The organism is Actinophytocola xinjiangensis, from assembly GCF_001921215.1.
GTDB classification, from domain to species: Bacteria; Actinomycetota; Actinomycetes; order Mycobacteriales; family Pseudonocardiaceae; genus Actinophytocola; species Actinophytocola xinjiangensis.
Window position 1 is genome coordinate 120,746 of record NZ_MSIF01000018.1, and the last position, 12,749, is coordinate 133,494.

Consider the following 12,749-nt stretch of genomic DNA (forward strand, 5'->3'; position numbering starts at 1 on the left):
GCTTCTCACCCCGCCGAACGGTCCTCCCCGTCCGACGGCGTGAGACCGGCGTTCACATCTGATGTTCGCCAAGGGGGGTGAAGCAGAACTTGCCACCCAGCAGTGTCTGCTCGGGCGCCTCGGGATCTCCGTCGAAGTTCGCCAGAACCTCCTCGGCGTACACCTCCGAGTCGTCCCGCGGGTGGTAGCCGATCTCGTGTCCTGCCTCCAGTGACCACCAGCGTCGGGTGTTGGCGGAGATGCCCCACACCACTCGGAAACCGGGGGTCGGTGTCGACAGGCACGCTTCGAACAGTCGCGCGCCGTCCTCGGGTGACAGCCAGGTCCACAGGGACCGCGGATCCCACGGTTTCTCGAAGCACGAGCCGATGCGCAGGCAGGTCACGTCCATCCCGAAACGGGAGTGGAACAGACTTCCCAGAGCCTCGACGGCCACTTTGCTGACGCCGTAATAGGTGTCCGGCCGGGGAAAGGACTCTGCCGCCAACCCGTTCTCGGGTGCCGCGCCGCGCTCGTGGAACCCGACCGCGTGGTTGCTCGACGCGAGCACGACCCGTCTGACGGCCGCGTCGCGCGCGGCTTCGAGGAGGACGCGGGTGCCGTCGACGTTGTTCGACAGGATGTCGGGCCACGGCGCCTCGACGCTGATCCCGCCCAGGTGAACGACCGCGTCGGCGCCGGCACAGGCGGCCAGCATCGCCCGCTCGTCGGTCACCGAGGCAGCGATCACCTCCACGGCCTCGCCCGGCGCGGGAGGATCCGGGTCGACCACGTCGACCAGGCGCAGCACCCGGCCCTGCCGGGCGAGCCGGGTACGCATCATGCGTCCGACCCCGCCGCTGGCGCCGGTGACGACAATGGTCTCAGTCATGCCGTTGGTTCCTTCTCACTCGCGCAGTTCGTCGATCTTGGCGAGGTAGTCGGCGAACTCGTCGCCGTACTTGTCGATGACCGGTCGGGCGGCGGCGCGCCACGGCTCGAGGTCGTCGATCTCGGTGATGGTGACGCCCTCCTTCTTCAACGCCGCCATGTCCTTGTCGACCTGCGCGTCCCACGTCGTGCGCTGGAACTCCGCGGCCTCGGTCGCGGCGTCCTCGATGATCGCCTGGTCATCGGCCGAGAGGCTGTCCCAGATGTCCCTGTTCATCACCAGGAGCTCGGCGACGCGCATGTGCTCGTCGAGCGTGAAGTTCTTGGCGACCTCGAAGTGGGACGCGGAGTAGTAACTCGGCGCGTTGTTCTCCGCGCCGTCAATCAGTCCGCTCTGCAGTGAGCTGTACACCTCGCCGTAGTCCATCGGGGTCGGCGAGGCACCGAGTGCCTCGATGAAGTCGATGATCACCTGGGACTCCTGGACGCGGATCTTCAGGCCCTTGAGATCGTCGGGGGACCTGACGGCCTTGTCGGTGGTGTAGAAGCTGCGCGCGCCGGGGTCCATGTAGGTCACCCCGTGGAACCCGGCGTCCGACAGCCCGTCGAGGAGTTTCTCGCCGCCGTCCTCGTCCTTGAGGAATCGCCACATGTGGTCGGCGTCGTCCCAGATGTAGGGGAGGCCGAACAGGCCCATCCCGGAGGCGAACTCGGTCATGGGTGCCGAACTCACCCGGGTCAGCTCGATCGAACCGAGCTGTACCTGCTCGATCGCGTCCGACTCCTCGCCGAGCTGCGCACCCGGGTACACGTCGATGGTGATCCGGCCGTCGCTCTTCTCCGCCACCAGTTCGGCGAACTTCTGGTCGCCCACGGTGGTCGGATAGTTCTCGGGATGCACTTCGGCAAGGCGCCAGGAGTACTCCGCCCCACCGCTTCCGCCACCGTCGTCGCCGCAGGCGGTGAGAACCAGGGACAGTGCGGCCGCCAGACCGACGAATCCTGTCCTCCGTCGCGTCTTCGGCGGCGTCATCGGGAACGGTGTTCTCATGGATCTCACCTTTCGTGATCTCTATTGGCCGAAGATGCTCGGTAGTGCCAGCGACAGGCTGGGAACGAAGGTGATGAGCAGCAGCACCACGATCATCGGGAGCAGGAAGATGGGCAGCGTCCTGGTGACGTTCTCGATCGAGGTCCGGCCGATCGCGCAGCCGACGAACAGGACGTTGCCGACCGGTGGGGTGATCAGGCCGATGGCCAGGTTGAGCACCAGCATGATCCCGAACTGCACCGGGTCCATGCCGAGGCTGGTCGCCACCGGCAGCAGGATCGGAGTCATGATCAGGATCAGTGGCGCCATGTCCATGACGGCCCCGAGGGCCAACAGCAGCAGGTTGATCAGCAGGAGGATGACGATCTTGTTGTCCGACAGCCCGAGCAGCGCTTCGGTGACCATCGCCGGGATCTTGAGGAACGCGAGGAAGTAGGCGAACGCACTGGCCGCACCGATGATGAACAGGACGACACCGAGGGTGCGGACGGTCTTGCGAAGGATCGGGATCATCGCCTTGACCGGAATGTCCCGGTAGACCACGAACGTCAGGATGAAGGCGTAGACACAGGCGATCACGGCCGACTCGGTTGCCGTGAAGACGCCGCTGAGGATGCCGCCGAGGATGATCACCGGCATCAGCAGGCTGAGCAGTCCGTCCCTGATGATCTTGGGGATCTCCGCGATGGGGACACTCTCCTCCTTCGGGTAGTTCCGCTTCACGGCGACCACGTACGCCGCGATCATCAAGGAGGCGCCGAGCAGGATCCCTGGCAGGATCCCCGCGGTGAACAGCGCGCCGATGGAGACGCCGCCGGCCGCCATCGAGTAGATGATCAGGTTGTGACTCGGCGGGATCATCACCGCCTGCGCGGCACCGGAGATGGTCACCGCGACCGAGTAGTCGGTGCCGTAGCCCTTCTTCTTCATCATCGGGATCGTCACCGAACCGACTGCCGAGACGTCGGCGACCGACGAACCGGACAGCGCCCCGAAGAAGGTACTGGCGCCGATGTTGACCAGTGCGAGACCGCCACGTAACCGGCCGACGAACAGCATCGCCAGGTTGATCAGTCGACGGGAGATGCCGCCGGCGCCCATGATCTCGCCGCCGAGGATGAACAGCGGGATCGCGAGCAACGCGAACGCGTCCAACCCGGCGACCATCCGTTGGCCGACGATGATCAGCGGGATCCCCAGGTAGAAGGCCTCGAAGACGGCGGACAGGGTGAGCGCGAGCGCGATCGGAACGCGCAGCGCGATCAGGAGGGCGAAACTGCCGATCAGGATGACGATGGCGAGGGGATCGGTCATGAGGCACCGTCCGCGCGGGCCTTGTCGATCGCCTCGTCGGTCTCTTCGTTCAACCGTGCGGTGTCGACACCGAGGATCCGCAGGGTCGTGTAGAGCACGATCATGAGCCCGGCCAGTGGCATCGCGACGTAGAGCATGCTGCGGGGAAGTCCGGTGCCCGGCAGGGTCGCGTGCCGGGTGTCGATGGCGAACTCGCTGCCCTGGACGATGAGGTACAGGCCGAACAACAGGACCAGCCCGGTGATCAACCACTCGATGGCGCGGCGGAGCAGTGTGGGAAAGCGGTTGACGAGGAAGGTGATCGCGATGTGCGCACCTTCGCGGAAGCCGATGGCCGCGGCCAGGAATCCGAGCCAGACCAACAACATCCTGGCCGTCTCCTCACTCCACGCCGGGGAGTTGCCGAGAACCTCGCGCCCGAAGACCTGCCACAGCAGGACGAAGGTCACCGCCACCAGACACGACACCGTGAAGCCTTCGAACACGGCGTCGATGGCACGCCAGACACGGCGAATCACGCGACACCCGCCGTCGCTCGGCTGGCCTCGGCGAGCAACGGCAGCCGGTCGGCGCCGGCGAGCCCGAGATGGTAGAGGTGAAACTGCTCGACGCCGACATCGCGGAGCGCGCTCAGGTGGCGCGGAAACTCCTCGGCCCTGGTCGGCGGCAGGACGGTCACGAAGGCCCCCGGCGTCGCCCGGCCCGCGACCGTCTCGGTCAGGCGCGCCGCGTTCTGGACGGACGCCGCGTCGGTGGCCCAACACTGTGCGACCACCGTGTCGACGTCGCCGGGGGCGGTGGCGGTGAGCCCGGGCAGGGCTCCGGTCTCCCACGGGTCGGGCTGGGCGTGCAGGATGATCCGCGGTGACCGGCCGGCCGCCGCGCGGGCCGCCCGGATGACCTCGGCGCGCAGGGCGTCGGTGGCGGCATGTCTGACGTCGAGCAGTGTTCGCAGCAGGTCCGGTGACGGCTGACTCGTCGCGCCGTGGCTCGTGGCGGCACGCAGGTCGGCGATCACCCTGTCGGCATCGAGCCCCCGACCGGTCCAGGCCTGCCGACAGGCCGGGCAGCAACAGATCGACAGGAGTCGGCGAGTTCGGTCGTCGTACGCTCCGGCCGTCTTCTCGTGGTGCCCGCCGTGCTGGATTCCGAGTTGTCCGCAGGCCTCGAGCACGATCGCCGAACTGGCGGTGTCCCGTAGTGCTTCGGCGGCCAGGGTCGCGGCGTACTCGCGAACCTCGCCGGACTGTGGGCACAGCGCGTACGGATAGGGCTCACCGAAGCAGTTGACGACCACGATGTCGGGGTTGGCCTCGCCGACTCGCGTGGAGTGGGTCAGGACGGTCCACGCCGCCACCTCGAGGCCGGCGTCGCTGAGGAGGGCGGTGGCGTTGCCGAACGGATCCGGGTCGTCGACCCAGTCGGCCTCGGCCGGGATCAGGCGGCCCGACCAGGCCCCGGTGCGCACCGGGCGGTAGAAGGCCGCGCCGCGCGCGTCGACCAGTCGCCGGGAGGGGTGAAAAGGCGTGGCGGCCCGGGTCGTGTGATACGCCGCCGCGACGGCGACGGTGGTGACTCCCAGCCCTCGCACTCGCTCGACGAACCCGGGATCGCCAAGCACGTCCCAGGGGTAGGCGTAGCCGATGACGTTCGCTGTCACGATCGCTCCCGTGGAAATGGGACAGGGTCAGCGTTGTGATGCTGGCAGGTGCGGCGATGCTTGCGCAAACCTCATATCGAATCGCACGATGCTCTGAAGGTATTGATGTCTTGCTACGGTGATGAGCCATGGCCCCCGTGACACTCGATCAGGTCCGCTGCTTCATCGCCGTGGCTGAGGAACTTCACTTCGGTCGCGCCGCCGAACGCCTGTCGATGACTCAGCCGCCGCTGAGTCGGCAGATCCAGAAGCTGGAAACAGCGGTCGGAGCGACCCTGCTGGAACGAAGCAACCGCACGGTCGCGCTCACGTCGGCCGGATCGGAGTTCCTGGAGGACTCCTATCGGATCTTCAACGCCCTGGACCAGGCCGTCGCGCATGCCAGAAGAGTCGAATCCGGCTCCGCCGGCACGGTGCACCTCGGCTTCACCGCCACGTCGGCGATCCGGATTCTCGGTCCGCTGTTGGTCAGCCTGGACAAGGATCTACCGGACGTGCAGGTCATTCTCCACGAGCGCGTCACGGGTGGGCAGGTCGACGGGATCCGACGTGGTGAACTCGACCTCGGGCTGGCCCGGCCGCCGTTCGACACCACGGTCCTCTCGTCGCGGGTGGTCGCGCGGGAACCGCTGTACGCCGTCGTGTCGGCCGCTCATCCGCTGGCGACCGTCGAAGGGCCGCTCGGCCCCGAGGACCTCGACGGTCTCCCCATCATCAGCTACCACCCGGTTCAGGCTCGGTACTTCCACGAGCTCACCGTCCGGTTCCTGGTCAACGGCCACTCCCGCATCGTCCAGCACGTCCAGCAGATCCTCACCGCGATGGTGCTCGTCGCCGCGGGAGAGGGGGTCGCTCTGGTACCAGCCAGCGCATCCACGCTGGGAGTCCCTGGCCTGGTCTACAAACGGCTCAACGACCTCGAAGGCGGGCATCCGGACAGTGATCCCGCCCGGCCGGTCGAACTGCACGCGATCTGGGCACGCGGCGAACTCACGCCCCTGCTCAGACACGTCCTGCACCACGTCCAGGAAGTGGCTACCCGCCACGACGATGCACTGAAGGTATGACGGTCCGCCCCGGTAGGCGGTGGACGAGCGCCGGGACCGGCGAGGCACCAACGCCTCGCCGGTCCCGTGCTGTCCGGCGCAAGGTCTCAGGACCTTTGGGGTTCCGAAGGACCGCCAACGTGCGACAACGGGACCGTCGCCTTCTCGCGGAATCGTGGGAGATGCGGTTCGAGCCGAGGCCGTGCGTCAGGTGCGAAGCCACCAGGGGCTGGCGTAGGCGATGCCGAGGTCGTTGCAGGGATGGCCGTCCGGGCCGGGGTGGTCGTTGGGTTGGGTGGGGTCGGCGACACGGAGCACGACCCAGTTGCCGTCGTCGGCCGAGAGCGGCACGGTGAACTCGGCGACGGTGCCCGACGTGGTGTCGACGACGTCGACCACCTCGGGTGCCGACTCGCCCGGCCGGAGGACCTGGATGGTCAACGGTTTCCCGGTCCAGTCCGGCCCCCGGTCGAGGTCGACGGCGAAGCGGATGTCGCCGCCTGCGACGGGCAGTTCGCCGCCCATGCGCACGCCGTTGGCCGTGGCGTCCAGGCGCAGTCCGGACGTCCGCGTGGCGAAGGAGCGGCGCGCCAGCATGGCGTCGAACACTCCCTGCCGGGTGTTCTCGGTGACCCACAGCCCGCTGCGGCCCTTGCCCTCCGGGAAACCCCAGTCGGTGCCGTGTTCGTCGGTGACGCCGGACAGCCCGGTGCGCCAGCCGGCGTTGAGACACTTCACCAGCGGGGAGGCCTTGCCGTCCGACCAGGCCTCGAACAGGTAGTCGTCGGTGCGGTTGAACATCTCCAGGCCGACCACCTGGTCACGGACACCGTCGCGGAAGGTGAACTCGTCGAACCGGCCCGGCTCACGACCGGGGTGGTTGAAGCTGGCCACCCCGCCGTGCTCGCCCAACCAGTCGAAGAAGTCGCCCATCCCGGAGGCGCCGAGCAGGTCGACGTACTCGTCGGTGAACCACACGTTGGCGTGGCCGAGCAGCGGATGCGACCACTCGAACCCGCGGATCGCCGTGTACTGGCCGGGATCGTTCGCCGCGTCGGCCAACTCCCTGGTGCGGTCCCACTCGCGGTCGCTGATCCCCTCGATCGAGAACAGCGTCGCGTGGTCGGTGAGGGCGGCGACGTCCAGCCCGGCGTCACGCATCGACACGAAGGCGAGCGCCGGATCGCCGTCCCCGTCCGACATGATCGTGTGGTTGTGCATGTCCGCGTGGACCAGCGTGGTGGCCTGGGTGATCCGGGACGCGCGGGACGCGCCGGGCCGCGGTGTCCGGGGTTCGCCCGAACGGGCCGTCGTCGCCTGTTGTGCCTGTGCGGTGCCGGGAAGCGCGGCAAGGGTCAGAAGGCCGGCAGCGCCAGCCAAAGCTCTGCGGCGACCTACCTTCGTGTCGTCCTGATCGCTGCTGGTGTGGTGATGATGGTGGCCCATACCCCCAGTCTGGTCCCGAGCAACCCCGCGACGCTGCGGTCATTCGTAGGAAAAATGACGTTGCCACCGCCCTGCGGCCGAGGTTCGGCGAGGGGTGGTCGCGACCTCGCGGGCCGCCCGGCCGCTACGACGCCTCCGCGCGGTGGGTCCGCAGCAGGCGCAGCCGTCGCGCCAAGGTCGTCTCCACTTCGGACAGCACGGCCAGCTGCCGGCGCACGGTCGCCAGCCTGCGCTCGTAGAGCGTGATCGCCTCCCGGCACGTGGGCACGTGCGCCAGGTCCTCGTCGTCGCTCAACGGACCAGGCCACGCCAGAACCTTGACGTCGGCGTCACGGTCAACCCGCGGTGACCACGTCATGGCCGGACCAGGCCGCCCTCACCGGTCAGGTGCGGCGGTGCGCAGCCTCGGGGACCACGGGTGGACGCCGTAGGTGTCGGCGATCGCCCGGTGCAGCCAACGGCGTTGGTCGGCCGACAGGTGTGGGAGGGCGGCCGTGAAGTCGATCTCGTCCTTCGGCCGGAGTCCTTCGGCCTTGTAGAAGAGCTGGATCTCGGGGGCGAGGTAGGGCGTTCCGTCGGCGCTGGTCCGGCCGACGGTCGCCAGGGGGCGGCGGAGGCGGGCACTGCGGCGGGATACCCAGTCGGTGCCGTGGGACTCGTCGAGCATGACCTGGATTCGCCAGGGCTGTTGGCTGGTGGGCCGGCACCAGATGTCGTGCACCTGGGGCGGCAGGGTTTCTCCCGGCTGCCAGGGCCGCAGCGTCCCTGGCGGGTCGGCCGCCCACCATTCCCAGTCGGCCAGGGCGCGCCGCACGGCGAGTTGGTCACGGCGCAGCACCAGGACGTCGATGTCGCCGTGGTCGCGGATCGGGTGGCCGACGGCGAGTTCGATGGCGTGGCCGCCGGCGACCCACCAGTGCACCGGCAGCCAGGAGAACAGCGCGACGACCTCGGTCAGGGTCGCCGGTTCCCATACACCCCACGGTGTGTGTGTCCTGACCATGAGCACATGGTCTCCCACCCAGGTGGGCCGGGGGTCGGTGTCGGTCCTGCTAGGCTTGCCGCGATGACTACCTCTCTGAACAGATCGGGGGTTCCGTTCGTCACAGGTGAGTGCTGATGCGCCCCCTGACCGCGAACGAGAATCTTCTCCTCTGGGCGCACGTGCGCGAGTTCGCCGTGCCGCCGTCCATGATCGAGTCAGCCGCGGCCCGGCGGGCGGTGGGTGACTGGGCCGGGGCCTGTGCCGCCGCACGTGTCGACGTCGATCTCAACCTGCGCGCCGTGCGCCGGGACCATGGCAGCTGGTTGGCCGCACAGGTCCGAGGTGATCTGCGTCAGCTCGCTCCTGACCTGCTTCGTTGGCATTTTCCGAGAGTCGGGCCGGAGGGCCTGCTGCGTCCGGGGCTCACGCTGTCCCTGGCCCGGTACCCTCCGACGGCCGACAGCGGCGACGAGACACACCTCGTGGCGCGCACGCCACCGGCGTGGGCGCAGGCCGGTCAGCGGATCAGCCTCGCGCTGTGGATGCCGTCCCGGCCCTCGGCCGGGGCGGGTCTTCACCCGCATCCCCGCCCCGACCCCCGGTTCCGTCTCGATCTGCACCGCCATCTGTGGGACGTGCGCAGGGTCGGTGAGTTGCGGGAGCGGTCCGGGCGTTGGCCCTGCGCCGGCGGTCTCGCGGCGGCCCGGCTCCCGGCCGGGGTGGGCGCCTGCGCGGTGGACCGGTGGCTGGCCGAGGCGACGCTGCTGCTGCGCGCGCGGGGATGTGGGGGCGATGTCGTCGCCGTGCGGCTGAGTACCCGACATCGGCTGACGCTGAACCTGGGGAGCCAGCCGGAGGTGACCGTCGGTGTCGGCGGCCGTGGGATGCCGGTCCTGCCCGACGCCGCGACCTGGGCGCTGCCCGACCTGCGGTTGCTCCACGCCGGCCTGATCGACCGCGACCAACTGCATCCGCTCGTCGCGGCGGGGCTCGGCCATCGGCCGGCCGGGTCACGAAGTCCCGACGGCGCGGGGACTTCGCGTCTGGTCGACTGCCGTGGCGCCACGCATCGAATCGGTGTGGTGAACGGGGCGCTCGTCGCACTGGACCACGACCCCGACGAGATCCGCCGCGAGGAACTGCTGGGCGCGTTGGGCGGCACCGAACTGCCGTGCCTGCGGGCGATCGACCAGACACATCGACATCCGGACACGCTCGCCGAGATTCGCGCCCGGTTGGACCACGGCGACACCGCCGGCGCGCTCGCCGCCGTCGAGGCGCTGCTCGGACCGGACGTGCCGCTGCGCGACGGCGCGCTGCGCGACGAGTTGGAGACGGCGGTGCACCGCCGGACCGCGCATCGGCTGTATCGGGCCGGTCTGGCCGGGCCAGCACCGCTTCGGTCCACACAGGACACCCGCCGTCGCGGGCCGCGGACCCGTCCGCGTCACGCGGCCGACCGCTGAAACACCCTTTCTCACTCACACCCCTGGCCGACACACGGCCCCGACTCGACCCCGAGGTGATCAACACTGTCCACCACCATGGAGAGCGCCGCCGATCTGCTGGCCCTGCTGCACGACACCACCACCGAACCGAGGGCCGACGCCCAACTCGACGCCCTGACGCTGGCCGTGTCCGCCGACCTGCCGGTGCTGCTGTGGGGCGAGCCGGGCATCGGCAAGACCGCGGCGCTCAACCAGCTCGCTGAGGAACTCCAACTGCCGCTGACCACGGTGATCGCCAGCGTGCACGAACCGTCCGACTTCTCCGGTCTGCCCGTGGTCGGCGACGACCCCGCGCGGCAGGGCGTGCCGATGGCCCCGCCGGACTGGGCCGTGCGCCTGGTCCGGGCCGGCCACGGGCTCCTGTTCCTGGACGAGTTGTCCACCGCGCCGCCGGCCGTGCAGGCCGCGCTGCTGCGCCTGGTGCTCGAACGACGCGTCGGCGCCCTGCGGCTGCCGCCGGGCGTGCGGATCGTGGCCGCCGCCAACCCGCGGTCCTCCTCGGCCGACGGGTGGGAGCTGAGCCCGCCGCTGGCCAACCGGTTCGTCCACCTGCGATGGACCTACGACCACGACGTCGTCGTGCGTGGCCTGGGCGGGACCTGGCCGAAGGCGGCGCTGCCCCGGCTGGACCGGGACCGGTTGCCCGAGGCCGTGACGTTCGCCCGGCGGGCGGTGTGTGGGCTGCTGGCCGCCAGGCCCGGACTCGTCCACCGGCTGCCGAACAACGAACTCGGCCGCGGCGGCCCGTGGCCCTCGCCACGCAGTTGGGAGATGACCCTGCGGCTGATCGCGTTCGCCACCGCTGCGGGCACCTCGCGGGAGGTGCTGTCCATGCTGGTGCGGGGCGCGGTCGGCGACGGGCCCGGTCTGGAACTGCTGGCCAGTCTGGACCGGATGGATCTGCCCGACCCCGAGACGCTGCTCGCCGACCCGGCGGCGGCGGTCCTGCCCGAGCGGGGCGACCTGCGCCAGACGGTGCTCGACGGTGTGGTGGCGGCGGTGCGCTCGCGGCCGGAACGGTCCCGGTGGGACGCTGCCTGGTCGCTGCTGGTGCTGGCGTTGGACACCGGAGCCCCGGACCTGGTGGTCGTGCCGGCGGCCACGCTCGCCGCGCTGCGCCGCGACGACTGGCCGGTGCCGGCGGCGATCGACCGACTGTCCACGGCGGTGTCGTTGTCCCGTCGGGCCGACCAGGCCACGCTCGGCGCGGGTGAGCACCGATGACGCCGGGGACCCTGGACGAGGAGAAGCTCTTCGCCGCCCGGCTGCACGCCGTCCGGCTCCGGCCCTATCTGGCGACGGCGTTGTTCGCGCTGCACGCGGTGGAGTCCTCGACGGTGCCGACGATGGCCGTGGACCGCCACTGGCGCTGCTACGTGTCGCCCGCGTTCGTGGATCGCACGCCGCTGGCGGAACTGGCCGCGGTCTGGGTGCACGAGGTCGCCCACCTGCTGCGCGACCACCACGGGCGCGGCGCCCGGTTCGCCGCGCACCACGGACTGACCGGGCCGGGCGAGCACCTGCGGATGAACATCGCCGCGGACTGCGAGATCAACGACGACGTCTTCGGCGCGGGGCTGCCCCGGCCCGAGGGCGCCGTTCACCCGGAGGTGCTCAGGTTGTCCGAGGGACAGCTGATGGAGGACTACCTGCGTCAGTTCCGGCTCGGGCCGTTCACCAACGCCTTCGCCTGGCTGGACTGCGGCAGCGGCGCCGACGGGCTGGAACGCCCCTGGGACCTGGGCACCGACGGCGCGCACGGGCTCAGCGAACAGGAACGAGACGCCGTCCGCTTCCGCGTCGCGCACGGCATCAACGGCAGCCCGGGAAACGTCCCGAAAGGCTGGCAGCGCTGGGCCGAGCAGGCGTTCCACCCGCCGGCGCCGTGGCGGGAACTGCTGGGGACGGCGCTACGCCACGCGATGACCGGGGCGGGCGAGGACTACACCTACGGCCGACCGTCGCGCCGGTCGGCCGGTCTGCCCGGCGTCATCCTGCCGAGCCTGCGGCGGCGACCGCCGCGCGTCTGCGTCATCGTCGACACGTCCGCGTCGGTGAGCGACGCCGAGTTGGGCAGCGCGATCCTCGAGATCGCCGCGATCGTCCGCGCGGTCGGCGGCCGGCGCGACCTCGTCTCGGTGCTGTCGTGCGACGCCGCCGCCCACCTCACCGGCCAACTGTGCGGCGCGCAGGGGATCCCCCTGGTGGGCGGCGGCGGCACGGACCTGCGCACCGGCTTCGCCACGGCACTGCGCGGCCGCCCGCTCCCCGACGTCATCGTGGCCCTGACCGACGGCCAGACACCCTGGCCCGACACCCGTCCGCCCGCCCGAACGGTCGTGGGCCTGTTCCCCCGCCCGCGACGGGAGCAGGACCGCCACGAGCCCGTCCTCCCGCCGGACTGGGCGCGGGTGGTCACCGTGGGCTGACCCCTTCGAGGCCGTCGTGCGCGAGCACCCGCGACTACTGTGGACCGACGTGAGTACTGAACCGTCGCTGAGCCTGGACCGGGTCGACGTCGTGAACCTGCGCCTGGGCGACCTCGACCGGGCCGCCGCTCCCTGGCGGGCGCGCTCGAGACCCTTGTGGGGCTGCGGGACGAGGGACCGATCCGGCGGTTCTCAGCCCCTCACCGCCGAACGGCTCGACGCGGTCGCCGCCCGCCACGGCGCGTCCGTGCAGCAGGTCGCGCTCGCCTGGCTGCTGGCCCGTTCGCCGAACGTGCTGGTCATCCCGGGCACCGGCTCGGTCGCGCACCTTGAGGAGAACGTCGCTTCCGGTGAGCTGGTGCTGACCGAGGAGGACATCGCCGAGCTGGGCTGACGTCGGGGTGGTCCGTTGCACCCGGAAAGTCCTGTACTCCCCGAGG

The 12,749-nt window shown here is 70.2% G+C and carries 13 protein-coding genes; 5 read left to right on the forward strand and 8 right to left on the reverse strand.

Annotated elements, in window-relative coordinates; genetic code table 11:
• Positions 1 to 52: 52 nt before the first annotated feature.
• From BLA60_RS29520 to BLA60_RS29540, 5 genes are read right to left on the reverse strand one after another with little or no spacing between them, the layout of a single operon-like run.
• Positions 53 to 871: an NAD-dependent epimerase/dehydratase family protein gene (locus tag BLA60_RS29520; protein ID WP_075136297.1), complete on the reverse strand. Its 819-nt coding sequence runs from the start codon at positions 869 to 871 to the stop codon at positions 53 to 55.
• A gap of 15 nt (positions 872 to 886) precedes the next feature.
• Positions 887 to 1,921, reverse strand: coding sequence for a TRAP transporter substrate-binding protein (locus BLA60_RS29525; RefSeq protein ID WP_084735367.1), 1,035 nt, complete (start codon positions 1,919 to 1,921; stop codon positions 887 to 889).
• A gap of 21 nt (positions 1,922 to 1,942) precedes the next feature.
• Positions 1,943 to 3,235 (reverse strand): TRAP transporter large permease, encoded by a 1,293-nt coding sequence (locus BLA60_RS29530; protein ID WP_075136299.1) that lies wholly within the window; start codon positions 3,233 to 3,235, stop codon positions 1,943 to 1,945.
• Positions 3,232 to 3,753 carry a TRAP transporter small permease gene (locus tag BLA60_RS29535; RefSeq protein WP_075136300.1) on the reverse strand — a complete coding sequence of 174 codons (522 nt, stop codon included), beginning with the start codon at positions 3,751 to 3,753 and terminating at the stop codon, positions 3,232 to 3,234. The genes BLA60_RS29530 and BLA60_RS29535 overlap by 4 nt, the downstream gene beginning before the upstream one ends.
• Positions 3,750 to 4,895 carry a hypothetical protein gene (locus tag BLA60_RS29540; RefSeq protein WP_211288888.1) on the reverse strand — a complete coding sequence of 382 codons (1,146 nt, stop codon included), beginning with the start codon at positions 4,893 to 4,895 and terminating at the stop codon, positions 3,750 to 3,752. The genes BLA60_RS29535 and BLA60_RS29540 overlap by 4 nt, the downstream gene beginning before the upstream one ends.
• A 128-nt stretch (positions 4,896 to 5,023) precedes the next feature.
• Here BLA60_RS29540 and BLA60_RS29545 point away from each other — a divergent pair, with 128 nt between their 5' ends.
• A complete protein-coding gene (locus BLA60_RS29545) occupies positions 5,024 to 5,962 on the forward strand; it encodes a LysR family transcriptional regulator (protein ID WP_075136302.1) in 939 nt (312 codons plus the stop codon).
• 186 nt (positions 5,963 to 6,148) lie between these two features.
• Here the strand turns inward: BLA60_RS29545 and BLA60_RS29550 are convergent, their stop codons facing one another.
• From BLA60_RS29550 to BLA60_RS29560, 3 genes are all read right to left on the reverse strand, one after another.
• On the reverse strand, positions 6,149 to 7,162 hold the full coding sequence (locus tag BLA60_RS29550; RefSeq protein ID WP_211288889.1) for a CehA/McbA family metallohydrolase: 1,014 nt from the start codon (positions 7,160 to 7,162) through the stop codon (positions 6,149 to 6,151).
• A gap of 349 nt (positions 7,163 to 7,511) precedes the next feature.
• Positions 7,512 to 7,682 carry a hypothetical protein gene (locus BLA60_RS29555; RefSeq protein WP_154814700.1) on the reverse strand — a complete coding sequence of 57 codons (171 nt, stop codon included), beginning with the start codon at positions 7,680 to 7,682 and terminating at the stop codon, positions 7,512 to 7,514.
• A gap of 81 nt (positions 7,683 to 7,763) precedes the next feature.
• Positions 7,764 to 8,390 (reverse strand): nucleotidyltransferase domain-containing protein, encoded by a 627-nt coding sequence (locus BLA60_RS29560; protein WP_075136305.1) that lies wholly within the window; start codon positions 8,388 to 8,390, stop codon positions 7,764 to 7,766.
• 116 nt (positions 8,391 to 8,506) lie between these two features.
• Between BLA60_RS29560 and BLA60_RS29565 the strand changes: the two genes are divergently transcribed.
• From BLA60_RS29565 to BLA60_RS46595, 4 genes are all read left to right on the forward strand, one after another.
• On the forward strand, positions 8,507 to 9,838 hold the full coding sequence (locus tag BLA60_RS29565) for a hypothetical protein (protein ID WP_211288890.1): 1,332 nt from the start codon (positions 8,507 to 8,509) through the stop codon (positions 9,836 to 9,838).
• Between the two features lie 78 nt (positions 9,839 to 9,916).
• Entirely contained in the window at positions 9,917 to 11,104 is a 1,188-nt protein-coding gene (locus BLA60_RS29570) for an AAA family ATPase (protein WP_075136306.1), read from the forward strand.
• Positions 11,101 to 12,309 (forward strand): vWA domain-containing protein, encoded by a 1,209-nt coding sequence (locus tag BLA60_RS29575; protein ID WP_075136307.1) that lies wholly within the window; start codon positions 11,101 to 11,103, stop codon positions 12,307 to 12,309. The genes BLA60_RS29570 and BLA60_RS29575 overlap by 4 nt, the downstream gene beginning before the upstream one ends.
• Before the next feature lie 49 nt (positions 12,310 to 12,358).
• On the forward strand, positions 12,359 to 12,703 hold the full coding sequence (locus tag BLA60_RS46595) for an aldo/keto reductase (RefSeq protein WP_425427103.1): 345 nt from the start codon (positions 12,359 to 12,361) through the stop codon (positions 12,701 to 12,703).
• The last annotated feature ends 46 nt before the right edge of the window (positions 12,704 to 12,749 follow it).

What these genes read in the sequence shown, in the direction of transcription:
- BLA60_RS29520 (WP_075136297.1), bottom strand. Translation starts at nt 871, where the DNA reads ATGACTGAGACCATTGTCGTCACCGGCGCCAGCGGCGGGGTCGGACGC.
- BLA60_RS29525 (WP_084735367.1), bottom strand. Translation starts at nt 1,921, where the DNA reads ATGAGAACACCGTTCCCGATGACGCCGCCGAAGACGCGACGGAGGACA.
- BLA60_RS29530 (WP_075136299.1), bottom strand. Translation starts at nt 3,235, where the DNA reads ATGACCGATCCCCTCGCCATCGTCATCCTGATCGGCAGTTTCGCCCTC.
- BLA60_RS29545 (WP_075136302.1), top strand. Translation starts at nt 5,024, where the DNA reads ATGGCCCCCGTGACACTCGATCAGGTCCGCTGCTTCATCGCCGTGGCT.
- BLA60_RS29550 (WP_211288889.1), bottom strand. Translation starts at nt 7,162, where the DNA reads ATGCACAACCACACGATCATGTCGGACGGGGACGGCGATCCGGCGCTC.
- BLA60_RS29560 (WP_075136305.1), bottom strand. Translation starts at nt 8,390, where the DNA reads ATGGTCAGGACACACACACCGTGGGGTGTATGGGAACCGGCGACCCTG.
- BLA60_RS29565 (WP_211288890.1), top strand. Translation starts at nt 8,507, where the DNA reads ATGCGCCCCCTGACCGCGAACGAGAATCTTCTCCTCTGGGCGCACGTG.
- BLA60_RS29570 (WP_075136306.1), top strand. Translation starts at nt 9,917, where the DNA reads ATGGAGAGCGCCGCCGATCTGCTGGCCCTGCTGCACGACACCACCACC.
- BLA60_RS29575 (WP_075136307.1), top strand. Translation starts at nt 11,101, where the DNA reads ATGACGCCGGGGACCCTGGACGAGGAGAAGCTCTTCGCCGCCCGGCTG.